21 protein-coding genes are annotated in these 26,585 nt (G+C 56.4%); 8 read left to right on the forward strand and 13 right to left on the reverse strand.

The annotated features are described in order from the left end of the window. Positions 1-69 precede the first annotated feature (69 nt). The 6 genes from odhB to sdhC form a co-directional block, all read right to left on the reverse strand. On the reverse strand, positions 70-1,296 hold the full coding sequence (odhB, locus tag A8O29_RS16050; protein ID WP_110510091.1) for a 2-oxoglutarate dehydrogenase complex dihydrolipoyllysine-residue succinyltransferase: 1,227 nt from the start codon (positions 1,294-1,296) through the stop codon (positions 70-72). A gap of 14 nt (positions 1,297-1,310) precedes the next feature. After that, positions 1,311-4,118 (reverse strand): 2-oxoglutarate dehydrogenase E1 component, encoded by a 2,808-nt coding sequence (sucA, locus tag A8O29_RS16055; RefSeq protein WP_125352643.1) that lies wholly within the window; start codon positions 4,116-4,118, stop codon positions 1,311-1,313. A 306-nt stretch (positions 4,119-4,424) separates the two neighbouring features. After that, a complete protein-coding gene (locus tag A8O29_RS16060; protein ID WP_125352641.1) occupies positions 4,425-5,141 on the reverse strand; it encodes a succinate dehydrogenase iron-sulfur subunit in 717 nt (238 codons plus the stop codon). Between the two features lie 16 nt (positions 5,142-5,157). Beyond that, entirely contained in the window at positions 5,158-6,924 is a 1,767-nt protein-coding gene (gene sdhA, locus A8O29_RS16065; protein ID WP_125352639.1) for a succinate dehydrogenase flavoprotein subunit, read from the reverse strand. Further along, entirely contained in the window at positions 6,924-7,271 is a 348-nt protein-coding gene (sdhD, locus tag A8O29_RS16070; RefSeq protein ID WP_110510095.1) for a succinate dehydrogenase membrane anchor subunit, read from the reverse strand. The genes sdhA and sdhD overlap by 1 nt, the downstream gene beginning before the upstream one ends. Further along, positions 7,265-7,669 carry a succinate dehydrogenase cytochrome b556 subunit gene (gene sdhC / locus A8O29_RS16075; RefSeq protein WP_166665177.1) on the reverse strand — a complete coding sequence of 135 codons (405 nt, stop codon included), beginning with the start codon at positions 7,667-7,669 and terminating at the stop codon, positions 7,265-7,267. Before sdhC ends, sdhD begins: the two co-directional genes overlap by 7 nt. Positions 7,670-8,426: 757 nt before the next feature. Between sdhC and gltA the strand changes: the two genes are divergently transcribed. Further along, a complete protein-coding gene (gltA, locus tag A8O29_RS16080; RefSeq protein WP_125352637.1) occupies positions 8,427-9,713 on the forward strand; it encodes a citrate synthase in 1,287 nt (428 codons plus the stop codon). Positions 9,714-9,796: 83 nt separating this feature from the next. On the opposite strand, the gene pxpC is transcribed toward gltA, so the two are convergent. The 3 genes from pxpC to A8O29_RS16095 are packed head-to-tail and all read right to left on the reverse strand — an operon-like array spanning position 9,797 to position 12,135. Next, positions 9,797-10,726: a 5-oxoprolinase subunit PxpC gene (pxpC, locus tag A8O29_RS16085; RefSeq protein ID WP_174081370.1), complete on the reverse strand. Its 930-nt coding sequence runs from the start codon at positions 10,724-10,726 to the stop codon at positions 9,797-9,799. Beyond that, positions 10,720-11,376: a 5-oxoprolinase subunit PxpB gene (gene pxpB, locus A8O29_RS16090; protein WP_125352633.1), complete on the reverse strand. Its 657-nt coding sequence runs from the start codon at positions 11,374-11,376 to the stop codon at positions 10,720-10,722. Before pxpB ends, pxpC begins: the two co-directional genes overlap by 7 nt. Before the next feature lie 15 nt (positions 11,377-11,391). Next, on the reverse strand, positions 11,392-12,135 hold the full coding sequence (locus A8O29_RS16095) for a type 2 GTP cyclohydrolase I (RefSeq protein ID WP_110510099.1): 744 nt from the start codon (positions 12,133-12,135) through the stop codon (positions 11,392-11,394). A 263-nt stretch (positions 12,136-12,398) separates the two neighbouring features. On the opposite strand from A8O29_RS16095, the gene dtpD reads away from it, so the two are divergent. After that, on the forward strand, positions 12,399-13,880 hold the full coding sequence (gene dtpD / locus A8O29_RS16100) for a dipeptide permease DtpD (RefSeq protein WP_125352631.1): 1,482 nt from the start codon (positions 12,399-12,401) through the stop codon (positions 13,878-13,880). On the opposite strand, the gene phrB is transcribed toward dtpD, so the two are convergent. From phrB to A8O29_RS16115, 3 genes are all read right to left on the reverse strand, one after another. Further along, positions 13,877-15,289, reverse strand: coding sequence for a deoxyribodipyrimidine photo-lyase (phrB, locus tag A8O29_RS16105; RefSeq protein WP_125352629.1), 1,413 nt, complete (start codon positions 15,287-15,289; stop codon positions 13,877-13,879). The two genes, dtpD and phrB, sit on opposite strands and share 4 nt — an antisense overlap. A 10-nt stretch (positions 15,290-15,299) precedes the next feature. After that, positions 15,300-16,256: a YbgA family protein gene (locus A8O29_RS16110; protein WP_125352627.1), complete on the reverse strand. Its 957-nt coding sequence runs from the start codon at positions 16,254-16,256 to the stop codon at positions 15,300-15,302. Between the two features lie 260 nt (positions 16,257-16,516). Next, positions 16,517-16,717: a YbfA family protein gene (locus tag A8O29_RS16115; RefSeq protein ID WP_110510102.1), complete on the reverse strand. Its 201-nt coding sequence runs from the start codon at positions 16,715-16,717 to the stop codon at positions 16,517-16,519. Positions 16,718-17,016: 299 nt separating this feature from the next. Between A8O29_RS16115 and kdpF the strand changes: the two genes are divergently transcribed. Genes kdpF through kdpE form a run of 6 tightly spaced genes read left to right on the forward strand, consistent with a single transcriptional unit; the run spans position 17,017 to position 24,813 of the window. Next, positions 17,017-17,106 (forward strand): K(+)-transporting ATPase subunit F, encoded by a 90-nt coding sequence (gene kdpF / locus A8O29_RS16120; protein WP_110510103.1) that lies wholly within the window; start codon positions 17,017-17,019, stop codon positions 17,104-17,106. After that, positions 17,106-18,785, forward strand: a complete 1,680-nt coding sequence (gene kdpA / locus A8O29_RS16125; RefSeq protein ID WP_125352625.1) for a potassium-transporting ATPase subunit KdpA — start codon at positions 17,106-17,108, stop codon at positions 18,783-18,785. Before kdpF ends, kdpA begins: the two co-directional genes overlap by 1 nt. 20 nt (positions 18,786-18,805) lie before the next feature. After that, the gene (gene kdpB, locus A8O29_RS16130) at positions 18,806-20,854 is read left to right on the forward strand and encodes a potassium-transporting ATPase subunit KdpB (RefSeq protein ID WP_125352623.1); all 2,049 of its coding nucleotides are present in this window, start codon (positions 18,806-18,808) and stop codon (positions 20,852-20,854) included. A 12-nt stretch (positions 20,855-20,866) separates the two neighbouring features. Further along, positions 20,867-21,442 carry a potassium-transporting ATPase subunit KdpC gene (gene kdpC, locus A8O29_RS16135; RefSeq protein WP_125352621.1) on the forward strand — a complete coding sequence of 192 codons (576 nt, stop codon included), beginning with the start codon at positions 20,867-20,869 and terminating at the stop codon, positions 21,440-21,442. Positions 21,443-21,451: 9 nt separating this feature from the next. Further along, positions 21,452-24,139, forward strand: coding sequence for a two-component system sensor histidine kinase KdpD (kdpD, locus tag A8O29_RS16140; RefSeq protein ID WP_174081371.1), 2,688 nt, complete (start codon positions 21,452-21,454; stop codon positions 24,137-24,139). Continuing rightward, positions 24,136-24,813 carry a two-component system response regulator KdpE gene (gene kdpE, locus A8O29_RS16145; protein ID WP_110510108.1) on the forward strand — a complete coding sequence of 226 codons (678 nt, stop codon included), beginning with the start codon at positions 24,136-24,138 and terminating at the stop codon, positions 24,811-24,813. Before kdpD ends, kdpE begins: the two co-directional genes overlap by 4 nt. Before the next feature lie 130 nt (positions 24,814-24,943). Here kdpE and pgm read toward each other — a convergent pair whose 3' ends face one another. After that, the gene (gene pgm, locus A8O29_RS16150) at positions 24,944-26,584 is read right to left on the reverse strand and encodes a phosphoglucomutase (alpha-D-glucose-1,6-bisphosphate-dependent) (RefSeq protein WP_125352619.1); all 1,641 of its coding nucleotides are present in this window, start codon (positions 26,582-26,584) and stop codon (positions 24,944-24,946) included. Between the last annotated feature and the right edge of the window lies 1 nt (position 26,585).

The following is a 26,585-nucleotide window of genomic DNA, read 5'->3' on the forward strand; positions in this document are numbered from 1 at the left end:
CTTTAGAAAATCATTATCATTTTACCTCCAGGCCGCATCCGGCCCGGAGGACAGGTGATACAGGGCTTACTACACGTCCAGCAGCAGACGAGTCGGATCTTCCAGCAGCTCTTTGATGGCTACGAGGAAGCCCACGGACTCGCGACCATCGATCAGACGATGATCGTAGGACAGTGCCAGGTACATCATTGGCAGAATTTCAACTTTGCCATCAACCGCCATCGGACGATCTTTAATGGCGTGCATGCCAAGGATCGCGCTCTGCGGTGGGTTGATGATTGGCGTAGACATCAGGGAACCGAAGACGCCGCCGTTGGTAATGGTAAAGTTACCGCCGGTCAAATCTTCTACCGTCAGCTTGCCATCACGGCCTTTCAGTGCCAGCGTTTTGATGTTCTTCTCGATGTCAGCCATGCCGAGTGCGTCAACGTCACGCAGAACCGGCGTGACCAGGCCACGTGGCGTGGAAACGGCCATGCTGACGTCGAAGTAGTTGTGGTAAACCACGTCTTCGCCATCGATAGACGCGTTCACTTCCGGGTAGCGTTTCAGCGCTTCAACCACGGCTTTCACGTAGAAGGACATGAAGCCCAGACGGATACCGTGACGTTTTTCAAACGCGTCGCCGTACTGCTTACGCAGGTCCATGATTGGCTTCATGTTGACTTCGTTGAAGGTCGTCAGCATGGCGGTTGAGTTTTTCGCTTCCAGCAGACGCTCAGCCACGCGTTTGCGCAGGCGGGTCATTGGAACACGTTTCTCAGAGCGGCCTGCCAGCGGAGCCGGAGCAGCGGCGGCTGGTGCGGCTTCTGGCGCTTTCGCTTCAGATTTAGCCGGCGCTTTTGCCAGATGTTTTTCAACGTCTTCACGCGTCAGACGACCGCCCACACCGGTGCCTTTGATAGCGCTGGCGTCGAGGTTGTGCTCAGCCAGCAGACGACGGATCGCCGGGCTCAGTGCGTCATTACTCTGTTCTTCCAAAGAAGCCTGCTGCCGCTGGGCCGGAGTAGAATCTTTGGCTTCAGATTTCGCGCTAGACGCTTTGCCAGCGCTGTTGCCTTCACGCAGGCGACCGAGGATCTGACGAGAAGTCACGGTCGTGCCTTCATCTTCCAGAACTGCATCCAGAATGCCGTCGGCCGACGCCGGTACTTCCAGTACCACTTTGTCAGTTTCGATTTCTACCAGAACTTCATCGCGGACTACCGCATCGCCTGGCTTCTTGTGCCAGGTAGCAACCGTTGCATCGGCTACAGATTCCGGCAGGTCGGGAACAAGAATATCTACGCTACTCATTTTGTATCCTTTAATTAATCGACGTTCAGCGCGTCATTGACCAGATCTTGTTGCTGCTTCTGGTGAACGGACATATATCCTACCGCCGGAGAGGCGGAGGCCGGGCGACCTGCATAACGCAGGGCTGACCCAAATGGAATCACTTCACGTAAGTGATGCTGGCTGCAGTACCAGGCGCCCTGGTTGAGCGGCTCTTCCTGGCACCAGACAAAATCATGCACGTGAGCATAAGCTTTCAGCACATCCTGCATCGCCTGATGCGGGAATGGATACAGCTGTTCGATACGCACGATGGCGACATCTTTTTGATCGTTCTTGCGACGCTGTTCCAGCAGGTCGTAGTAAACCTTACCAGAGCACATCACCACACGTTTCACGCCTGAAGGATCCAGCTCGTCCACTTCGCCAATCGCCGGCATAAAGGTGCCGTTGGCCAGTTCTTCGAGGGAGGAGACTGCCAGCGGGTGGCGCAGCAGAGATTTCGGTGACATCACCACCAGCGGACGGCGCATCCCGCGCAGCGCCTGACGACGCAGCATGTGATATACCTGAGCCGGAGTAGACGGCACACAAACCTGCATATTCTGTTCAGCACACAGCTGCAGATAGCGTTCCAGACGCGCGGAGGAGTGCTCCGGACCCTGCCCTTCGTAGCCGTGCGGCAGCAGCATGGTCAGGCCACACATACGGCCCCATTTCTGTTCGCCGGAGCTGATGAACTGGTCGATAACCACCTGCGCACCGTTGGCGAAGTCACCAAACTGCGCTTCCCAGATAGTCAGGATGCGCGGCTCTGCGGTGGCGTAGCCGTATTCGAATGCCAGCACCGCTTCTTCAGACAACACGGAGTCCCAGACCTTGAACTGGCCCTGACTGTTATGCACGTGTTGCAGCGGAGTGTATGTGGAACCGTTGGTCTGGTTGTGAATAACCGCGTGACGGTGGAAGAAGGTGCCGCGACCGGAGTCTTCACCGGACAGACGCACAGGAATGCCTTCATCTACCAGCGTGGCGTACGCCAGGTTTTCTGCGCCGCCCCAGTCGAACATTTTCTCACCTGCGGCCATGGACTGACGATCGCCATAGATTTTCGCTACGCGAGACTGCATTTCAACAGCGTCCGGCACAGTGCTGATGCGTTTTGCCAGCTCCTGCAAACGCTTCATGTCGACCTTATTCGGGTAGCTCTCATCCCACTCGTGGTTGAGGTACGGCGACCAGGTAAAGGAGTGCATGTTCATCGGACGCCACTCTTTCACCACGCATTCACCTGCATCCAGCGCGTCGCGGTAAAGGTTGACCATCTCAGTCGCATCTTCCAGCGTGGCAACGCTGTCGCCTTCCAGCTTGTCAGCGTAGATTTTACGTGGGGTCGGATGCTTTTTGATTTTCTGGTACATCAGCGGCTGAGTTGCGCTCGGCTCGTCGGCTTCGTTATGGCCGTGACGGCGATAGCAAACCAGATCGATGAACACATCGCGTTTGAAGGTGTTACGGAAATCGAGCGCCAGACGGGTAACAAACGCCACCGCTTCCGGGTCATCCGCGTTCACGTGGAAAATCGGCGCCATCACCATTTTACCGATATCGGTACAGTACGGTGTGGAACGCGCATCCAACGGGTTGGACGTGGTAAAGCCGACCTGGTTGTTGATGACGATACGCACGGTACCGCCCACTTCGTAACCCCGCGCTTTAGACATGTTCAGGGTTTCCTGAACCACGCCCTGCCCGGCAACCGCCGCATCACCGTGAATGGTAATCGGCAGTACTTTGTTGCTGCTTGGCTCTTCCAGACGATCCAGACGCGCACGTACGGAGCCGATAACGACCGGGCTCACGATTTCAAGGTGCGACGGGTTGAACGCCAGCGCTAAGTGTACCAGGCCACCTTCGGTTTCGATATCAGACGAGAAGCCCATGTGGTACTTCACGTCACCGGTGCCGAGGTGTTCTTTATGCTTCCCGGCGAATTCGTCGAACAGGTCCTGCGGCTTTTTACCGAGCACGTTGATCAGAACGTTCAGACGGCCGCGGTGCGCCATACCCAGCACCACTTCGCGGGTGCCGCTTTTACCCGCGTGGCGGATAAGCTCTTTGAGCATAGGCACCAGCGCGTCGCCGCCTTCCAGCGAGAAGCGTTTCGCACCCGGGAATTTCGCGCCCAGGTAACGTTCAAGGCCTTCGGCCGCGGTCAATTCTGTCAGGAAGCGTTTTTTCTCGTCCGCGCTAAAGGTCGCGTGACCGACCACCGATTCGATACGCTGCTGGATCCAGCGTTTCTCTTCAGTGGACGTAATATGCATATATTCCGCGCCGATGGAGCCGCAGTAAGTCTGCTTCAGGGCAGCGATCAGTTCGCCCAGCTTCATCGTCTCTTTACCGATAGCAAACGAGCCTACGTTATAGCTGTCCTGGAAATCTGCCTCGGTCAGGTCATGGAAAGCCGGGTCTAAATCAGACACCCGCTCTTGTTTCCACAATCCTAACGGATCGAGATTAGCGTCCTGATGACCACGGAAACGATACGCGTTGATCAGCTGCAGGACTTTAACCTGCTTCACATTGGAGTCAGGGTCAGAAATCGAGGAAGAGTAACGTGAGGCATCCTTCGCCAGACGACGGAAATAATCACGCGTAGTAGAATGAAATTGATCCGGTTTGACTCCGGTACCAGGTAACTGCTGGAACATTGAACGCCAGTTGGCGTCGACAGAGTCAGGATCGGTTAAGAAGTCTTCATAGAGCTGTTCTATCCAGCTCTGGTTAGAGCCAGAGAGGTAAGAAGAGTCCAGCCAGGCTTTCATTGCGCCGTTCTGCATCGTGATCCCTTAAGCATTTTTATGCTTACTTTCGCCGTAGAAACTACCACGTATACCGGTACAAGGTGTACGTGCCGGGGTTCACTTGCGAGCTCTTCTATGCGGGCCCGCGAAGGAACCTTTAAAAACCGCCCTCTAACCGTCGCTGTTCAGGCTGCAACTGCGTTGCGCTGAAATCTCGGTTATAGATGCCAAATACGGCAGTTTTTAGAGGTTTCCTGCAATTCCGTTTTCCCGGTGGCGCTGCGCTGACTGGGCCTACTCTCACGTAGGCCTGATTAGCGTAGCGCCATCAGGCGTTGTTACTTACGCACTGCGTTGCAGCAGCATCGACTTAATATGGCCGATAGCGCGCGTCGGGTTAAGACCTTTCGGACATACACTGACGCAGTTCATGATGCTATGGCAGCGGAATACGCTGAAAGCGTCACTTAAGCCTTCAAGGCGGCTGTCGGTTTCGGTATCACGGCTGTCGATCAGGAAGCGATATGCTGCCAGCAGACCGGCTGGGCCGACGAACTTATCCGGATTCCACCAGAATGACGGGCAAGATGTGGAACAACATGCACAAAGAATACACTCGTACAGACCGTCCAGTTTTTCACGCTGCTCAGGCGACTGTAAATGTTCGCGAGCGGGTGGATTCTGCCCATTATTCAACAAGTAAGGCTTAATCTTCTCATATTGAGCATAGAACTGCCCCATGTCTACCACCAAATCGCGAACCACCGGTAAACCCGGCAGAGGGCGAATCACAATCTTCTGCCCTGCACGCTGCAAAGCGGAAATGGGGGTAACACACGCCAGACCGTTTTTGCCGTTCATGTTCACGCCATCGGAGCCACACACCCCTTCACGGCACGAACGACGGAACGACAGCGTCGGGTCCTGTTCTTTGAGCTGGATTAACGCATCCAGCAGCATCATGTCGCGCCCTTCTTCCGCTTCGAGGGTGTATTCCTGCATGCGCGGAGCGTCGTCGATATCCGGGTTATAACGATAAACTGAAAACTCGAGTCTCATTTTCCTGTCTCCGCAATTAGTAGGTACGCACTTTCGGCGGGAATGCCGGACGCAGTTTCGGTTCCATGTTCACTTCACGACGGGTCATGGATTCCGACTGCGGCTGGTACAGGGAGTGGCAGAGCCAGTTTGCGTCATCGCGTTCCGGGAAGTCGAAGCGGCTGTGTGCGCCACGGCTTTCAGTACGGAAGTTTGCCGATACCGCAGTGGCGAAGGCCGTTTCCATCAGGTTATCCAACTCCAGACACTCAACGCGCTGGGTGTTGAATTCGCTGGAGGTGTCATCCAGACGGGCGTTTTTCAGGCGCTCGCGGATCACTTTCAGCTGTTCCAGACCTTTTGCCATCGCATCACCTTCACGGAATACCGAGAAGTTGTGCTGCATACATTCCTGCAGTGCTTTACGGATTTCCACCGGATCTTCACCGCTACGGGTGTTGTTCCAGCGGTTGAGACGTTCCAGAGAAGCGTCAATGTCAGATTCGTTTGCGTCACGCAGCGCGCCCTGCTCGGCAATGGATTCTTGCAGATGCAGGCCAGCAGCACGACCAAATACCACCAGGTCCAGCAGCGAGTTGCCGCCCAGACGGTTGGCACCGTGTACGGAGACACAAGCGATTTCGCCCACCGCGAACAGGCCCGGGATCACAACATCTTCGCCCTTCTCGTTCACGGTCAGCGCCTGGCCGGTCACTTTGGTCGGAATACCGCCCATCATGTAGTGGCAGGTTGGGATAACCGGGATCGGTTCTTTAATCGGGTCGACGTGTGCAAAGGTACGGGACAGTTCGAGGATGCCCGGCAGACGGGATTCGAGCACGTCTTTGCCAAGGTGATCGAGTTTTAGTTTGGCATGCGGACCCCACGGGCCTTCGCAGCCGCGACCTTCACGGATTTCGATCATGATGGAACGTGCCACCACGTCACGACCCGCCAGGTCTTTCGCGTTCGGCGCATAGCGCTCCATGAAACGCTCGCCGTGTTTGTTCAGCAGATAACCGCCTTCACCACGGCAACCTTCGGTCACCAGCACGCCCGCACCGGCGATACCGGTTGGGTGGAACTGCCACATTTCCATATCCTGCACCGGAACACCGGCGCGGATTGCCATCCCAACGCCGTCACCGGTGTTGATGTGCGCATTGGTTGTGGACTGATAAATACGGCCTGCACCGCCGGTCGCCAGCACGGTGGCATTGGCTTTGAAGTACACGACTTCACCGGTTTCGATGCACAGTGCGGTACAACCGACCACCGCACCATCCTGGTTTTTCACCAGATCCAGCGCATACCACTCGGAGAAAATGGTGGTTTTGTTTTTCAGGTTCTGCTGATACAGCGTGTGCAACAGCGCGTGACCGGTACGGTCAGCCGCCGCTGCGGTACGTGCCGCCTGCTCGCCGCCGAAGTTTTTCGACTGGCCGCCAAACGGACGTTGATAAATAGTGCCATCATCCAGACGGGAGAATGGCAGACCCATATGTTCCAGCTCCAGAATCGCTTCCGGGCCGGTTTTACACATATATTCGATAGCGTCCTGGTCACCGATGTAGTCTGACCCTTTTACGGTGTCATACATGTGCCATTCCCAGTTATCTTCATGGGTGTTACCGAGCGCGACGGTGATACCACCCTGCGCTGACACGGTATGGGAACGGGTCGGGAAGACTTTAGAGAGCAGCGCACAGGTCTGGCCGCTCTGGGAAATTTGCAGTGCGGCACGCATGCCTGCACCACCTGCTCCGATTACAACAGCATCAAATTCTCTGACTGGCAGTTTCATTACACACCCCACACCACAACAAATCCATAAATCACGTAAACCACCAGTGCAACGACGATAGCCAGTTGCAGAGGCAGGCGAATCGCCAGCGGTTTAACGTAGTCGGTCAACACCTGCCACATGCCAATCCAGGCATGAATCAAGATAGAAAACAGAGCCAGCAGGGTGAAGACTTTGGTGAAAGCGGAAGAGAAGAAACCCGTCCAGACTTCCCAGGTGAGCGAGCCGTGGGTCGCGAAGAAACCAACCATGTAGATAATGTACAGAGTCAGAACGATCGCGGTGGCACGTACGAGGATGAAGTCATGTACGCCGTTGCGTCCTAGTGCTGAGGCGTTGCTTACCATACGAGGACTCCTGCGAGAAGTGAAAGCACGACAGTAATAACAAAAGAAATCTTGGCAGACCGTACACCGACTTCGAAGGTTTCTTCCAGATAGCCAAAGTCCATCATCAAATGACGAATGCCCACCACGGCGTGATACGCCAGTGCGGTCAGAATGCCCCAGAGGATGAATTTGACGAAGAAGCCGCTCATGATGGAGCTCGCGACCTGGAAGCCTTCAGGAGAGGAGAGACTGGTGCCGAGTAACCACAACAGAATGCCAACCGCCACAAATGTAATCACGCCAGAAACGCGGTGGAGGATGGACGCTATCGCCGTTACAGGAAATCGGATCGTTTTGAGATCCAGATTGACAGGTCTTTGTTTTTTCACATTTCTTATCATGAATAGCGCCCACATGCTGTTCTTATTATTCCCTTGGATTTCGCGTTACAGGAAGGCGGCAAGTCCGGGAAGCCCGGGAGCATAGAGAACTATGTGACCGGGGTGAGCGGGCGCAGCCAACACACCTGTAGCGTGAAAGACTATGGGATTTCCTTCCTCCGGTCTGCGTGCGGGTCAGACAGCGTCCTTTCTATAACTGCGCGTCATGTAAAAACTCCATATGAAAGAGCTAAAACGGCACATTACAACGCTGGGTGGCTCGGGATTGCAGGGGTTTCCGGAGACCTGGCGGCAGTATAGGCCGTTCACAAAATCATTACAATTAACCTACATATAGTTTGTCGGGTTTTATGCGGAACAGTGATCAGGGTCACGATAACAACATTATTTTAATTTTTACTCACCTGATTTGACAAATATTAAACATTATTGTTACAACCATCACTTAGAAAGGCATATAATGCGTAAAAGTTATGGGGTCACTCTTTCTCCTGACAAATAGTTATGAAATGGTGAGAAAGTATTGACCGATGTAATCAGGAAAGTTAATAGTGATAGACAGGTTTGAATAATCGGACTGCTAAAACCCTGATTTGCTGTTGTTTCACGGTGGATTGAACGTATGCCCCAAGGCGCCCTTTGCTCTGTACCCTGGTTTACCCTCGCGAGCTGAGCGGTGAGCCGAATAACAAACTGGTAACGTCGAAATTCCCCCTGAAAGCGAATCCGGCATCCGGCAGTCTTATGTAATAAGGCGCTAAGGAGACCGTAAATGGCTGATACAAAGGCAAAGCTCACTCTCAACGGTGAAGCTGCTATTGAACTGGATGTGCTAAAAGGCACACTCGGCGAAGACGTTATTGATATCCGTACCCTCGGCTCAAAAGGGATGTTCACTTTTGACCCCGGTTTTACCTCCACCGCATCCTGCGAATCAAAAATCACGTTTATCGATGGTGATGAAGGCATCCTTCTGCATCGCGGTTTTCCTATCGATGAGCTCGCAACACAGTCTAACTACCTCGAAGTCTGCTACATCCTGCTGAACGGTGAAAAACCGACCCAGGCGCAGTACGAAGAATTCAAAACCACCGTGACCCGTCACACCATGATCCACGAGCAGATTACCCGTCTGTTCCACGGCTTCCGTCGTGACTCGCATCCGATGGCGGTCATGTGCGGTGTGACCGGCGCACTGGCGGCGTTTTATCACGACTCCATGGATGTAAATAACCCGCGTCACCGCGAAATCGCTGCCTTCCGTCTGCTGTCGAAAATGCCGACCATGGCCGCGATGAGCTACAAATATTCCATCGGTCAGCCGTTCGTCTACCCGCGCAACGATCTCTCCTACGCCGGCAACTTCCTCAACATGATGTTCTCCACGCCGTGTGAAGAGTACGTGGTGAACCCGGTTCTGGAACGCGCGATGGACCGTATTCTGATTCTGCATGCCGATCACGAGCAGAACGCCTCGACGTCTACCGTCCGTACCGCGGGCTCGTCCGGTGCGAACCCGTTCGCCTGTATCGCTGCGGGCATCGCGTCCCTGTGGGGACCAGCACACGGCGGCGCCAACGAAGCCGCACTGAAAATGCTGGAAGAAATCAGCTCTGTTGAGCACATTCCGGAATTCGTGCGTCGCGCCAAAGACAAGAACGATTCGTTCCGTCTGATGGGCTTCGGTCACCGTGTTTACAAAAACTATGACCCGCGTGCCACCGTGATGCGTGAAACCTGCCACGAAGTGCTGAAAGAACTGGGCACCAAAGACGACCTGCTGCAGGTGGCGATGGAGCTTGAGCACATCGCGCTGAACGACCCGTACTTCATTGAGAAGAAACTCTACCCGAACGTGGACTTCTACTCCGGCATCATCCTCAAAGCGATGGGCATTCCGTCCTCCATGTTTACCGTCATCTTCGCCATGGCCCGTACCGTTGGCTGGATTGCACACTGGAGCGAAATGCACAGCGAAGGCATGAAGATTGCCCGTCCACGCCAGCTTTACACCGGCTACGACAAACGCGAGTTCAGCTCGGACGTTAAGAATAAATAATTGACGTTGGGTGCGGTGCAATAAAAAACGGTAACCTTCGGGTTACCGTTTTGCTTTTGTCCTTCAGGTTTCACGCGTTCTTACTATTCTGCATTGAGACGCCAGGCCAGCTGTTCGAAATAGCGATGCTGATCGTCTCGCGCTTTCAACGCCTCTTCCAGCGTGCACGGCACGAAGTGCATCGGCTGCCCCAGTGGAATTTGCGCCAGTTGGTACATATCGGCTTCGATAATGCAGGCAATACGCGGATAACCGCCGGTTGTTTGCGCATCGTTCATCAGCACAATCGGCTGGCCATTGTGCGGCACCTGCACCACGCCCGGCAGCAGGCCGTGCGACAACAGCTCGCGATCGGTAGTACGTATCAACGGCTGCCCCTGTAGACGATAACCCATGCGGTTACTTTGCGGACTGAGCTGCCAAGGCGCACGCCAGAAGTTCTCCTGCGAGGCGGTATCAAATTCATGATATTCCGGCCCCGGCAGCGCACGGATCCGATTCCCGCGCAGCAGTTGTTTCACGCCCTGTGGACCGTTAAATGTGCGCGTAGCAGGCAGCAATTTCAGGGTGTCACCATCCTGAAGTCGGCGTCCTTCCAGCCCGCCAATCCCGACGTTAAGATCGGTACTGTACGAACCCAGCACTTTTGGCACATCGATGCCGCCGGAAATCGCCAGATAGCTGCGAATGCCGTGCAAAGGTCGCTTCATGACCAGCGTTTGCCCGGCCTTCACCTGCAGTCTCCACCCAGCCCAAACGGGTTTGTCGTCGAGCGTCGCTTCGCACCCTGCGCCCGTGAGCGCAAACCAGCCATCGCGTTCAAACTGAGCCGTCAATTGGCCCAATGTGATTTCGAGTGCTGCCGCGCTCGGATCATTGCCCACCAGCAAATTGGCGGTCATCAGCGCCGGTTTATCCAGCGCGCCGCAGCGACTGACGCCGGACTGACGCAGGCCATAACGCCCGCCGTCCTGCACCGAAGTGTAGAGGCCTGAACGTATAATTTTCAGCATACGCCCTCCTTTTGCGGCACAAAGCGCACCGTGTCTCCTGGCCTGAGTAGAACCGGTTCCGCCAGGCGTGAATCAAACATCGCCTGAGACGTATGCCCAATCAGCTGCCAGCCGCCCGGCGTTGCCAGGGGGTAAATGCCGGTATGCTGGCCGCCAATCCCGACGGAGCCCGCGGGCACCTGCACACGCGGTTCTGCCCGACGCGGCATCGCCAGTTTCGGCGACAGTCCGCCAAGATAAGCAAAGCCCGGCTGGAAGCCTAAAAACCACACCACATAATCCTGCGATGAGTGAAGCTCCACGACCTGCTGCGGTGTCAGGCCACAATGCTCGGCCACCAGCGGTAAATCCGGCCCCAGTTCCCCGCCATAAACGACCGGGATCTCAATCTGGCGGGAATCCGGCTCCAGCACTTCGCTCTCTTCCCACCAGCGCTGAAGACGCTCGATGGCATCCAGCGCCCGCGACTGCGGATTACGCAGGATAACGGTTATGTTATTCATCCCGGGAATGGCTTCGAGCACTTCCGGGTACTCAGGTAAACGCTGGGTCAGACGCCAGATACGTTTCTGGCTCTCCAGCGTCACAGGCGGTTCAAGTTCCAGAACGACTGCCGTTTCGCCCAACAGGTAACAACGCGCTCGCTGCAATTTCGTCCTCTCTCATCAGGCCGGGTTAGGGATGTCGATAAAGGTGACATCCAGATCGGTATTTTCAGTCAGCCATTCGCTTAACGCGCGAATGCCACCGCGTTCGGTCGCGTGATGACCGGCGGCATAAAAATGCAGGCCCTGCTCGCGGGCGGAATGAATGGTTTGCTCCGACACTTCGCCGGTAATAAAGGCATCTACGCCAAAACGTGCCGCGCTGTCGATAAAGTTCTGACCGCCGCCGGTGCACCACGCTACGCGCGATATTTTGTCCGGTCCGGTGTCACCACTCCACAGTGGCGTTCGGCCAATGCGGGTTTCAATCCACGATGCCAGTTCAAGCCCGGAAACAGCCATCGACAGCTCGCCCCACGGCACCAGCGGTTCAATTTCGCCTTTGATATTGATGCCGAGGAGTGCGGCTAACTGGGCATTATTGCCAAGCTCAGGGTGCGCATCCAGCGGCAAATGCCAGCCGTAAAGGTTGATATCATTGGCCAGCAACGTTTTCAGCCGGTTGCGCTTCATGCCGCGGATCACCGGCGACTCCCCTTTCCAGAAATAGCCGTGATGCACGATGACGGCATCGGCTTCCAGACGCACGGCTTCATCCAGCAGCGCCTGGCTTGCGGTCACGCCAGTGACGATTTTGCGGATCTCTTCCCGCCCCTCAACCTGCAGCCCATTTGGCGCGTAATCGCTGATGGCTGCGCTGTTGAGTTTCTCATTAATCAGTTGTTCCAGTTCACTGTTTTTCATCGTCACTCCAGACTTTCCCTCAATACTGTTGGATACCATAGCCGCCCGGCGGCTTCACGTCGATACCCCCGCAACGCCAGGCAAAAATCCGGTCATTTGATTAGCGCAAAAAACGCTTAACGTCACGCAGCACGTTAATGTATATTTATGCATTAGGACAGCATATAAATTGAGCTTTTGCGCTCAAGGCACATGGAAAGCATATAAGAAACGAATAATGCGGAATGTTTATCTTCTGCACTTCTGGCAAGGCTGAGAGCAACATGAAGACACCATCGTCACAACCACGCGCTATCTATTACGTGGTCGCACTGCAGATTTGGGAATATTTTAGCTTTTATGGGATGCGCGCGCTGCTGATCCTGTATCTCACCAACCAACTGAAATACAACGATAACCACGCTTATGCGCTGTTCAGCGCCTACTGCTCTCTGGTCTATGTCACGCCCATCCTCGGTGGCTGGCTGGCGGATAAAGTGCTTGGCAACCGTATGGCGGTGATGATCGGCGCCTTTTTAATGGCTGTCGGCCACCTGGTGCTCGGCGCCAGCGAAATGTCATCGATGTTCCTTTATCTGGCATTGGCGATTATCGTTTGCGGCTATGGCCTGTTTAAATCGAATGTGAGCTGCCTGCTCGGCGAGCTGTACGAACCGACCGACCCGCGCCGCGACGGCGGTTTCTCCCTGCTTTACGCCGCAGGTAACGTCGGTTCGATCATCGCGCCAATCGCCTGCGGTTACGTCCAGCAAGAATACAGCTGGGCGATGGGCTTCGCGCTGGCCGCCATCGGTATGCTCGCGGGCCTGGTGATTTTCCTCTGCGGAAACCGCCACTTCAGCCACACCGTCGGCGTGAACAAAGCCGTGCTGTGCAGCAAGAAACTCGCCGTTCCGGTCTGGGGCTGGCTGCTGGCGCTGCTGGTGGTGTCACCGATTGTCATTGCCGTACTGTTCTGGAAAGAGTGGTCACTGTATGCCCTGATCGTCGCCACCGTCATCGGCCTGGCGATGCTCGCGCAAATCTACAAAAAAGCAGAGAACCAGAAGCAACGCAAAGAACTTGGGCTCATTGTGGTCCTGACCTTCTTCAGCTTGCTGTTCTGGGCCTTCGCCCAGCAGGGCGGCAGCTCCATCAGCCTGTATATCGACCGTTTCGTGAACCGCGATGTTCTTGGCTATGAAGTGCCGACGGCGATGTTCCAGTCGGTCAACGGTTTTGCCGTGATGATGTGCGGCGTGTTCCTCGCCTGGGTGGTAAAAGAATCGGTGACAGGTAACCGCGCGGTGCGCATCTGGGGTAAATACGCCCTGGGCCTTGGGCTGATGAGCGCAGGTTTCTGCATTCTGACCCTGAGCGCACGCTGGTCTGCAACCTACGGCCATTCATCGATGCCGCTGATGGTTCTGGGAATGGCGGTAATGGGCTTTGCCGAACTGTTTATCGACCCGGTCGCGATGGCGCAAATCACGCGTATTGAAATCCCAGGCGTGACTGGCGTGCTGACCGGTATCTATATGCTGCTTTCCGGCGCCATCGCCAACTACGTCGCAGGCGTGATTGCCGATCAGACGTCACAAAGCGCCTTTGATGCGGCGGGGGCCATTAACTACTCCATTAATGCTTACATCGACGTGTTCAGCCAGATTACCTGGGGTTCACTGGCCTGTGTGGCCGTGGTGCTGGTCATCTGGCTGGGCCACGCGATGAAAGTCAGATCACGCCGTCTGGCACTGGAGTCTTAAGCTTTACGGGCGGCTTCATACGCCGCCAGCGTCTCTATCCGCGCCTGTTTGTGATTCACAATCGGGCGCGGATATTCTAGCGTTATCCCCTCTTTTTCCGCCCACAGCCACGGTTCGTGAATCGCTTTCTCCGGCACCGTATTCAATTCCGGTAGCCAGTGACGAATAAACACGCCTTCTTTATCAAACCGTTCGCCCTGGGTGGTCGGATTAAAGATGCGGAAATACGGTGCGGCATCGGTCCCCGTTGAGGCCGCCCACTGCCAGCCGCCGTTATTGGCCGCTAAGTCACCGTCTACCAGTTGCGACATGAAGTAACGCTCACCTTCCCGCCAGTCAATCAGCAAATCCTTCACCAGGAAGCTGGCGACAATCATCCGCAGGCGGTTGTGCATCCAGCCTGTTTCATTGAGCTGACGCATCGCCGCATCAACGATCGGGTAGCCCGTTTCGCCCTGTTGCCATGCGGTCAACGCCGCACGATCGTAGTTCCACGCGACCTTATCAGTCCAGGCGATAAACGGTTTATAGCGGCATAACTCAGGGTGATAGGTCATCAGATGGCGGTAAAATTCACGCCAGATGAGTTCATTTAACCAGACCGAGCCGGGGCCGCCGTCTAACGCTTGTGGACATTCCGCGAGAAGCCGATGCAGACACTGGCGCGGAGACAGCACGCCCAACGTGAGGCACGCCGATAACCGACTGGTGCCTTCAATCGCCGGAAAATCTCGCTTCTCTTCGTATTCCGCGGCCTGCTGTTGGCAGAAGTGGCGCAGCCTGTTGATGGCGGTTTTCTCATCCGCCGGGAACAGCGCGGTATCAAAGGGCTCCTGAGGAAGATTGAGGGCAATCTCAGGCGTTTCACACGCCCCACTCTCACGCTGACCCGGAGCCTGAACGCATTCCGGCAGCCCTTCTTTTAGCCGTCGCAGATACGCATTTTTAAACGGCGTAAAAACCTTATACATCTGATGATTGCCGGTCATTACGCTGCCGGGTGCCAGCATCACGCTGTCGTCAAAACCCTGACTCGTCACCGTATCCAACGTTTTTTCCACGCGACTGTCGCGCTGACGCTCGTTAATTTCATATTGATAGTTATAGAAAAGCCGATCGACGTGGTGCGCATCGCAGACATTTTTTACTACCTCTACCGACGCCGCGAAATCTGCCACTTCGCGAAACAGCAAAGGAATGCCTTTTTGCGCCAACTGCGTTTGCAACGCGTTTAGCTGGGCCTGCAAAAATGCCGCCTGCCGTGGCGCCATAAGATGCTGCTGCCACTGCTGCGGTGTGGCAATAAACAGCGCAATCACCTTCGCCTGGCGATCGCGACAGGCGGCGGCCAGCGCCAGATTGTCGTGCAGGCGTAAATCGGTGCGAAACCAGACCAGATGGGTGGTCATAACTCTCCGGTTAATGTCCGTAACGTAAACGTAAGGCTTCCGGCCAAGGGTCGAAATAGCGCTGCCCGGCCAGATAAGCATCAGGAAATTCAGCCATATAGTGTTTTAACAGCGTGACCGGTGCAAGCAGTGGCTGCGTGCCCTGCCGATAGCGATCGATAAGATCTGCCAGCTCCTGACGCTGACGGCTATTAAGCTGTTTACGAAAATATCCCTGCACGTGCATCAAAACGTTGGTGTGATTGCGGCGCGTTGCCGGATGCGACATCAGCGTCATCAGGCGCTGGCGATATTCGACAAAGTAGTCGTCCAGCGATGTCCACTCCGCCATCGCCGCCACAAAGCGCCCAAGTTCACGGTAAAGCGGTTGAGAATGCGCCAGCAATAACAGCTTGTAACGGCTGTGAAACGCCATCAACTCGCCGCGATTCAGGCCCCGCTCACGAATCGCGTGCAGCTCATGCAGGGCATAAATACGCTCGACGAAGTTCTCGCGAAGCACTGCGTCCTGTAATCGCCCGTCTTCTTCCACCGGCAACCAGGGGAAGGTTTCCATCAGGATCTGGGTGTAAATACCGCGTCCGGATTTGCGACTGTATTGACCGTCGGCCTCGTAAACCCGCACGCGCTCCATGCCGCAGCTTGGCGATTTAGCACAGACGATATAGCCGCACAGCTTTTCGAAACGGGTAATCCGCTGACGGGTAAAATCACGCATCGCCTGGGTTAAATTGCCGTCGCGCCCATCGCTAAAAAGCAAATTCGTGCTGCCCTGTTGGTCTTTCATCAGCCGCAGCGCGGGTCTTGGCACCGGTAAGCCAATAGCCATTTCCGGGCAGACGGGCTCAAACGCAACCAGTGGGCTGAGGTCCTCTACTGCAAACGTCAGGCGTTTATGACCGCCATCAAAACGAACGGGTTCGCCGAGCAAACAGGCGCTGATGCCTACCGGGATTTTCTCACTCATAACCACTCCTTTCAGGCATATACGATAAGTGTAGACGCCAGAAAACGAAAAAGGCCGCACAAGGCGGCCTGGACGTCATTCGGTCATTTTTTAGGATTCCGTCCAGAGGTATCACTTTGACGCTTGGGGAAAATAAGCAGACCATCAGTGCTCCTGGGTAGGAATTGAAGTATTCCCCAATGGACCGCGAATCCTGAGGGCATAAAAAAACCGCCACGTTAATGTTGGCGGTTTTTTTATGCCTGCTGGAAAGTCACAAATCAGTAAAAATCACAGGTCGCTTTTTCGGCTTGATCCATCCACACTGGTTTTTCACTGGTTTTAGACCAGACGCGGTGCAGGTAGCTGTAAAAACGCCCGCGATCTTTCCAGAACAGCATCACTGGCAGCGCCAAAACACCTGCCACAACGGCGAAAGTGCGACGCATCAATACAACATGTGCAGGAAACTCTTTGTACATAATCTCTCTCCCCTTTCATGGCCGGCAACGCACGCCGGTAAACGTTATCTGGGGCAAATAATAACGCTTTGGTTGTAATTTTGCTACTCATCCGACCACTTTTTTACGCTGCCCAAGGCGAATTTACACTTCACGCCGTAATTAAGTTACATAAAAGTTAAATTAATACTAATCAATAGTTAATTAATGGTCTTTGCCATTTTTATACTTTTTTTACACTCCGCCCTGCGTTTTTTGCGAAATCTTTGCACCGGAAAACATACCGTTACCGCACATCATTAAACACCTGGAGGTGTACTGTGAGTGCAGGCGTGCTAACTGGTATCGTGCTGGTTTTCCTGTTATTGGGCTATCTGGTTTATGCCCTGATCAATGCGGAGGCCTTCTGATGGCTGCGCAAGGGTTTTTACTGATTGCCAGTTTTTTACTGGTCCTGTTTATTCTGGCGCGCCCGTTGGGCCTCGTGCTGGCGCGGCTGATTGCGAATACGCCGCTGCCCGGCACGGCCAGAATTGAACGCGGGCTTTGGCGCCTGATGGGCATCTCCTCCCTGGAGATGAACTGGCGGCAATATCTGCTGGCTATCCTGATGCTCAACGTTTTGGGAATTGTGGTGCTGTCCGCGATGCTGATGTTGCAGGGCGTTCTGCCATTGAACCCGCAACACTTCCCGGGGCTGTCGTGGGATCTGGCGATGAACACCGCCATCAGCTTTGTCTCCAACACCAACTGGCAGGCGTATAGCGGCGAAAGTACCCTGAGCTACTTCAGCCAGATGTCCGGGCTGGCGGTGCAAAACTTCTTATCCGCAGCCACCGGTATCGCGGTGGTGTTCGCCCTGATCCGTGGTTTCAGCCGCCACAGCACTCACTCGCTGGGCAACGCGTGGATGGATATCGTGCGCGTCACGCTGTGGGTCCTGCTGCCGCTGTCGCTGCTGATCGCGCTGTTTATGATCCAGCAAGGCACGCTGCAAAACCTTCTCCCCTATCAGCATTTCACCTCGCTGGAAGGTGTAAAAGGCCTGCTGCCGATGGGTCCGGTTGCCTCGCAGGAAGCCATCAAAATGCTCGGTACCAACGGCGGTGGTTTCTTTAATGCCAACTCCAGCCATCCGTTTGAAAACCCAACGGCGCTGACTAACGCGGTACAGATGCTGGCGATTTTCCTGATCCCTGCCGCGCTCTGTTTCGCCTTCGGTGAAGCGGTCAACGATCGCCGTCAGGGACGCGCGATCCTGTGGGCCATGTCGGTCATCTTCGTCATTTGCGTGGCGGTGGTGATGTGGGCTGAGCTCAGCGGGAATCCACACTTCCTGAAACTCGGGGCCGACAGCACCATCAATATGGAAGGCAAAGAGAGCCGGTTCGGCATTCTGCAAAGTAGCCTGTTTGCGGTCATCACCACGGCGGCCTCCTGCGGCGCAGTAAATGCGATGCACGACTCCTTTACCGCGCTAGGCGGAATGGTGCCGATGTGGCTGATGCAGATTGGCGAAGTGGTGTTCGGCGGCGTGGGTTCCGGGCTGTACGGCATGCTGCTGTTCGTGCTGCTGGCGGTGTTTATCGCCGGGCTGATGATTGGCCGTACGCCGGAATATCTCGGTAAAAAAATCGACGTGCGTGAAATGAAAATGACCGCGCTGGCGATCCTCGTGACTCCGGCCCTGGTTCTGCTCGGCACCGCGCTGGCAATGATGACCGAAGCCGGTCGCGCCGGGATGTTCAACCCGGGCATTCACGGCTTTAGTGAAGTGCTATACGCCGTCTCTTCCGCCGCCAACAACAACGGCAGCGCCTTTGCCGGTTTGAGTGCTAACTCTCCCTTCTGGAACTGCCTGCTGGCCTTCTGCATGTTCGTCGGACGCTTCGGGGTGATCGTGCCCGTCATGGCCATCGCCGGTTCGCTGGTCAGCAAGAAAATTCAGCCTGCCAGCACCGGCACGTTACCGACCTTCGGCCCGCTGTTTGTTGGCTTGCTGATAGGCACCGTGATTTTGGTCGGCGCGCTGACCTTTATTCCCGCCCTGGCGTTAGGCCCGGTCGCAGAACATCTCTCTTCGTTATAAGACAGCTGGAGACACGTTTTATGAGTCGTAAGCAAACGGCAATTTTTGAACCGGCCCTGGTTCGCCAGGCCCTGCTGGATGCCGTAAAAAAACTGAGTCCAGCCGTACAGTGGCGCAACCCGGTGATGTTTATCGTCTGGCTGGGCAGCGTGCTGACGACCTTGCTCGCCGTGGCGATGGCCTTTGGAAAAATTCCCGGTAGCGCCGGGTTTACGGGGGCAATCAGCATCTGGCTGTGGTTTACCGTGCTGTTCGCCAACGTCGCCGAAGCGCTGGCGGAAGGCCGTAGCAAGGCGCAGGCCAACAGCCTGAAAGGTATCCAGAAAACGTCTTTCGCCCGCAAACTGCGCGCGCCGCAGCATGATGCTCAGGTCGATCACGTTCCGGCGGATGACCTGCGCAAAGGCGATATCGTGCTGGTAGAGGCTGGCGACATCATCCCCTGCGACGGTGAAGTCATCGAGGGCGGTGCGTCGGTGGATGAAAGCGCGATTACCGGCGAATCCGCGCCGGTTATCCGCGAATCCGGCGGCGACTTCGCCTCGGTCACCGGCGGCACGCGCATTCTTTCCGACTGGCTGGTTATCCGTTGCAGCGTCAACCCTGGCGAAACCTTCCTTGACCGGATGATCGCCATGGTCGAAGGCGCACAGCGTCGTAAAACGCCAAACGAAATCGCCCTGACCATTTTGCTGGTCGCGCTGACCATCGTGTTCCTGCTGGCTACCGCCACCCTGTGGCCGTTCTCGGCGTACGGAGGGACCGCGGTCAGCGTGACGGTCCTGGTCGCATTGCTGGTGTGTCTGATCCCGACCACCATCGGCGGGCTGCTGTCGGCAATCGGCGTGGCCGGGATGAGCCGGATGCTCGGTGCCAACGTGATTGCCACCAGCGGCCGTGCGGTTGAAGCGGCGGGCGATGTGGACGTGCTGCTGCTGGATAAAACCGGCACCATCACTCTCGGCAACCGCCAGGCGTCTCAGTTCCTGCCTGCGCCGGGTGTCGATGAGAAAACCCTCGCCGATGCCGCGCAGCTGGCATCGCTGGCCGACGAAACACCGGAAGGCCGCAGTATCGTGGTGCTGGCTAAACAGCGCTTCAATCTGCGCGAACGCGACGTGCAGGATTTGCAGGCCACGTTTGTGCCGTTTACCGCCCAGACCCGCATGAGCGGCATCAATATCCACGACCGCATGATCCGTAAAGGCTCCGTGGATGCGATTCGTCGTCACGTGGAAGCCAACAACGGGCATTTCCCACCGCAAGTCGACACCTTAGTCGAAGGCGTGGCGCGTCAGGGTGGCACCCCGCTGGTGGTGGTAGAAGGTGCGACGGTGCTCGGCGTGATTGCGCTGAAGGATATCGTCAAAGGCGGCATTAAAGAGCGTTTCGCGCAGCTACGCAAAATGGGCATAAAAACGGTGATGATCACCGGCGATAACCGTCTGACGGCCGCCGCCATTGCCGCCGAAGCGGGCGTGGATGATTTTCTGGCAGAAGCGACGCCGGAAGCCAAACTGGCGCTAATTCGTCAGTATCAGGCGGAAGGTCGTCTGGTGGCGATGACCGGGGACGGCACCAACGACGCCCCGGCGTTAGCGCAGGCCGACGTGGCCGTGGCGATGAACTCCGGAACCCAGGCCGCAAAAGAAGCGGGCAACATGGTCGATCTGGATTCCAACCCGACCAAGCTGATTGAAGTGGTGCACATCGGTAAACAGATGCTGATGACCCGCGGATCGCTAACCACCTTCAGTATTGCCAACGATGTGGCGAAGTATTTTGCCATCATCCCGGCAGCGTTTGCAGCCACCTATCCGCAGCTCAACGCGCTGAACGTGATGCACCTGCATTCGCCCGCGTCGGCCATTCTTAGCGCCGTTATCTTTAACGCCCTGATCATCGTGTTCCTGATCCCACTGGCGTTAAAAGGCGTGAGTTACAAGCCGTTGACGGCGGCGGCGATGCTTCGCCGCAACCTGTGGATTTACGGTCTCGGTGGCCTGCTGGTGCCGTTCATCGGTATCAAAGTGATTGACCTGGTGCTGACCCTGTTTGGTCTGGTGTAAGAGGAAATGAAAATGGCGACGTTACGCCCTGCTCTGGTAGTGCTGATTTTTTTAACCCTGATCACCGGCGGCGTATACCCGCTGCTGACCACCGCGCTTGGACAATGGTGGTTCGCCGATCAGGCCAACGGCTCGTTGATTCATCAGGACAACCAGATTCGTGGTTCGCACTTGATTGGTCAGCAGTTTTCCGCGCCGGGATATTTTCACGGCCGCCCTTCCGCCACCGCCAATAGCCCCTATAATCCAGAGGCATCCGGCGGCAGCAATCTGGCGGGCAGTAATCCGGAGCTGGATAAAGAAGTGGCGGCACGGGTGGCGCAGCTGCGTCAGGACAATCCGCAGGCAGACGCGCAGGTTCCCGTCGAACTGGTGACGGCCTCCGCGAGCGGGCTGGATTACAGCCTGACGCCGCAGTCGGTAAATTGGCAAATACCGCGCGTGGCACAGGCCCGTCACGTCTCTGTAGAAACGCTGACGACGCTGGTTGCCGCACACACGCAGCAACCGCTGGTGAGTTTCCTCGGCCAGCCGGTGGTGAACATTGTTGAGCTGAACATGGCGCTGGATGCCCTGAAACAACCGTAAGGATTGAGCATGACCGACGAGCCCTTTCGTCCCGATCCCGATCGCCTGCTGGAGCAATCCTCCGGCTGGCATCGCGGAAAACTGAAAGTCTTTTTTGGCGCCTGTGCAGGCGTAGGGAAAACCTACGCCATGTTGCAGGAAGCGCAGCGCCTGCGGGCGCAGGGGCTCGATATTCTGGTGGGCGTGGTGGAAACCCACGGACGCCAAGAGACCGCGGCACAGCTTATAGGGCTGGCGACTCAGCCCCGAAAACGCATTCACTATCGCGGTCGTCAGGTCGAAGAGTTTGACCTCGACGCCGCCCTCGCTCGCCGTCCGGCGCTGATCCTGATGGACGAACTGGCGCACACCAACGCGCCGGGTTCGCGTCACCCCAAACGCTGGCAGGATGTGGAAGAGCTGCTGGAAGCGGGCATCGACGTTTTTACCACCGTCAACGTGCAGCATCTTGAAAGCCTGAACGACGTGGTCAGCGGCGTGACCGGCATCAAAGTGCGCGAAACCGTACCGGATCCTTTTTTCGATTCTGCGGACGAAGTGGTGCTGGTGGACCTGCCGCCGGACGATCTGCGCCAGCGTTTGCACGAAGGCAAAGTGTATATCGCTGGACAGGCCGAGCGCGCCATCGAGCATTTCTTCCGCAAAGGTAATCTTATCGCCCTGCGCGAGCTGGCCCTGCGACGCACCGCCGACCGCGTGGATGACCAGATGCGTGCCTGGCGAGACCGGCAAGGCGAAGAAAAAGTCTGGCACACCCGCGACGCGATTCTGCTGTGTGTCGGTCACAGCGGCGGCAACGAAAAACTGGTGCGCGCCGCCGCCCGTCTGGCCGCCAAATTCGGCACCGCATGGCATGCGGTGTATGTCGAAACCCCCGATTTACACCGTCTGCCAGAATCCCAGCGCCGCAATATTCTCAGCGCGCTGCGTCTGGCGCAGGAGCTGGGTGCGGAAACCGCCACGCTGTCGGACCCGGCGGAAGACAAAGCGATTCTGCGCTACGCCCGCGAACATAACCTCGGCAAAATCATTATTGGCCGCCGCAACAAACGACGCTGGTGGAGCCAGGAGTCCTTCGCCGACAGGCTTGCACGCCGCGCGCCGGATCTCGATTTACTGATTGTCGCCCTTGAAGAAAAGCCGACCACCAGCCCGACCCGCGGCACCGATAATCGCCCATGGCTGGAACGCTGGCGCGTTCAGCTTCGCGGCTGCCTTGTGGCCGTGGTGCTCTGCGCCTTAATCACTGTCTTCGCCAGCCATTTCCTGATGGCGTTTGATGCCGCCAACCTGGTGATGCTCTATCTGCTCGGCGTGGTGATCGTGGCGTTGTTTTACGGGCGCTGGCCGTCGGTGCTGGCAACCTTCGCCAACGTCATCAGCTTCGATCTGTTCTTTATTGCCCCGCGCGGCACCCTCGCCGTCTCCGATGTGCAGTACGTGTTGACCTTCGGCGTGATGCTGACCGTCGGGCTGGTGATCGGCAATTTGACCGCCGGCGTGCGCTATCAGGCCCGCGTCGCACGCTACCGGGAACAGCGCACCCGGCATCTGTATGAGATGTCGAAAGCGCTGGCAACCGGCCGCCGTGCGCAGGATATTGCCCAGACCAGCGAGCAGTTTATTCACTCCACCTTCCAGGCGCGTAGCCAGGTGCTGCTACCCAACGCGGAAGGCGGGCTTCACCCTCTGACCGACGGGAACGACATCACGCCGTGGGACGACGCTATCGCCCGCTGGAGCTTTGACAAAGGCCAGCCTGCGGGTGCGGGAACCGACACCCTACCCGGCGTTCCGTATCTTATTCTTCCGCTGAAAAGCGCCGAGAAAACCCACGGCGTGGTGGTGGTTGAGCCGGGCAATTTGCGCCAATTGATGATCCCCGAACAGCAGCGGCTGCTGGAAACCTGTACCTTGCTAGTCGCCAGCGCGCTGGAACGTCTGGCGCTCACCGCCAGCGAAGAGCAATCGCGGCTGGCGAGCGAACGAGAAAGCATTCGCAACTCGCTGCTGGCGGCGCTTTCCCATGACTTACGCACGCCGTTGACGGTGCTTTTTGGTCAGGCGGAAATTCTGACGCTGGATTTGGCCAGCGAAGGGTCGAAACACGCTCCGCAGGCCAACGAAATTCGTCAACACGTGTTGAATACCACCCGGCTGGTCAACAATCTGCTCGATATGGCGCGTATTCAGTCCGGTGGATTTAACCTGCGCAAAGAGTGGCTGACGCTGGAAGAAGTGGTGGGCAGCGCCATTCGCACCCTGGAAATGGGCCTCGGCGGGCGGCATATTCAGCTGACGCTGGGCGACCCGCTAACGCTGATTCACGTCGATGGCCCGCTATTTGAACGGGTGCTGATTAACCTGCTGGAAAACGCCGCGAAGTACGCGGGCCCGTCGGCCACCATCGGCATTTCCGCCGAACGCCTGCCCGATCGGTTGCAGCTGGACGTGTGGGACTCAGGCCCCGGCATCCCTGCTGGTCAGGAACAGGCAATCTTTGCTAAATTCTCCCGAGGCCATAAGGAATCCGCGATTCCTGGCGTAGGGCTTGGCCTCGCGATTTGCCAGGCGATTGTTGATGTACACGGCGGCGAGCTGCATGCGTTTAATCGCCCCGAAGGCGGGGCCAGCTTCAGGGTCACGCTGCCGCTGGATGCGCCCCCAGAGCTGGATGAACTTCTTGAGGAACTGTGATTAACGTACTTATCGTTGAAGATGAACAGGCGATTCGCCGTTTTCTGCGCAGCGCGCTGGAAGCCGATGGCCTTCGCGTGCACGAAGCGGAAACCCTGCAACGTGGGCTACTGGAAGCGGCCACGCGCAAACCCGACCTGGTGATCCTCGATCTCGGTTTACCGGATGGCGACGGCATTGAGTTCATCCGCGATTTCCGTCAGTGGAGCCAGGTGCCGGTCATTGTGCTTTCCGCCCGCGCCGAAGAGACCGACAAAATTACCGCGCTCGACGCCGGGGCCGACGATTATCTCAGCAAGCCGTTTGGCATTGGCGAGTTGCAGGCGCGCCTGCGGGTGGCACTTCGTCGACATGGGAATGCGGAACAAAACCAGCCTGTGGTGCGCTTCGCCGATATTCAGGTCGATATCGCCAATCACCGCATTCAGCGCGGTGAAGAACAAATCCATCTAACACCGATTGAGTTTCGCCTGCTGGCGGTGCTGCTCAACAACCATGGCAAAGTGCTGACTCAGCGACAGTTATTAAGTCAGGTCTGGGGTCCGAATGCGGTTGAGCACAGTCACTATCTGCGCATTTATATGGGCCATTTACGCCAGAAACTGGAAATTGATCCGGCGCGGCCGCAGCATTTGCTGACCGAAACCGGAATTGGTTATCGGTTCATGCTTTAATTGCGAATTTTTGCAAACCAGGTAAAAGCAAAACGGTAACCCGAAGGTTACCGTTTTTAATGTTTGCTCCCTCTCCCCGTGGGAGAGGGCTGGGGTGAGGGCATCAGACCGCACGAGGTAAAAGCAAACACTACGCGTTTTTCAGCACTTCGCTGACAATCTCTACCGCTTCTTTCTCAATCAGCTTACGGTGCTCAGCGCCGAGGAAGCTTTCGCAATAGATTTTGTAGGCGTCTTCGGTGCCGGATGGACGTGCTGCAAACCAACCGTTTTTAGTCATCACTTTCAGACCGCCGATGGATGCGCCGTTACCCGGAGCCGCCGTCAGACGTGCGGTGATAGGGTCACCAGCCAGCGTATCGGCGCTCACCATTTCCGGAGAAAGCTTAGACAGCGCGGCTTTCTGGGCTGAAGTCGCAGAGGCTTGCAGACGGTTATAGCTCGGTGCGCCAAAGCGCGCGGCCAGTTCGTCGTAATGCTGCTGCGGGTTTTTGCCGGTGACGGCGGTGATTTCAGCCGCCAGCAGGCACATGATGATCCCATCTTTATCGGTAGACCACGGAGTGCCGTCGAAACGCAGGAACGATGCACCCGCGCTCTCTTCGCCGCCAAAACCAAAGCTACCGTCAAACAGACCATCAACAAACCATTTGAAGCCCACCGGTACTTCCACCAGCTTGCGGCCCAAATCTTCAACCACGCGGTCAATCATCGCAGACGACACCAGGGTTTTACCCACGGCGACATCTTTGCCCCATTGTGGACGATGCTGGAACAGATAGTTGATCGCCACGGCCAGGTAATGATTCGGGTTCATCAGACCGGCCGGCGTCACGATACCATGACGGTCATAATCCGGGTCATTGGCAAACGCCAGGTCGAATTTGTCACGCAGCGCCAGCAGGCCCGCCATCGCACACTCTGAAGAGCAATCCATGCGGATCGCGCCGTCTTTGTCGAGGTGCATGAAGCGGAAAGTCTGATCGACGTGATCGTTCACGATGGTCAGATCAAGCTTGTAGAACTCCGCGATACGCTTCCAGTATTCGATCCCAGAACCGCCCAGCGGATCAACACCCAGCTTCAGGCCCGCTTTCTGAATCGCTTTGATATCAACGATATCCGCCAGCCCTTCGATGAACGGCTGAACCAAATCTTGCTCTTTGATATGCCCGGACGCATACGCTGCATCCAGAGACATGCGCTTCACACCGTTCAGGCCATCAGCCAGTAAGGAGTTTGCGCGGTCTTCTACCACTTTGGTGACGTTGGTATCAGCCGGGCCGCCGTTTGGTGGGTTGTACTTGATACCGCCATCGTCCGGCGGGTTGTGGGACGGGGTGATGACGATGCCATCAGCCTGGGCGCCGCCTTTTTTATTGTGAACCAGGATAGCGTTGGAAACCGCAGGCGTTGGGGTGTAGCCGTTGTTTTCCTGCACAATCACGTCGACACCGTTGGCCGCCAGCACTTCCAGTACGGAAATGATCGCGGGCTCTGACAGGGCGTGGGTATCTTTACCGACGTAACACGGCCCGGTAACGCCATTTTTTGCACGTTCTTCCGCAATCGCCTGCGCAATGGCCAGGATATGCGGTTCGTTGAAGCTGTGACGCGCAGCGCTACCACGGTGACCGGACGTCCCGAATTTTACCGCATGTTCTGCGTTACCCACTTCCGGCTTCAGTACGTAGTACTGAGACGTCAGCTGGGCGACGTTGATCAAATCACTCTGTTGTGCAGGCTGACCCGCACGGTTATGAGTTGCCATT

The organism is Scandinavium goeteborgense (assembly GCF_003935895.2).
Taxonomy (GTDB): Bacteria; Pseudomonadota; Gammaproteobacteria; order Enterobacterales; family Enterobacteriaceae; genus Scandinavium; species Scandinavium goeteborgense.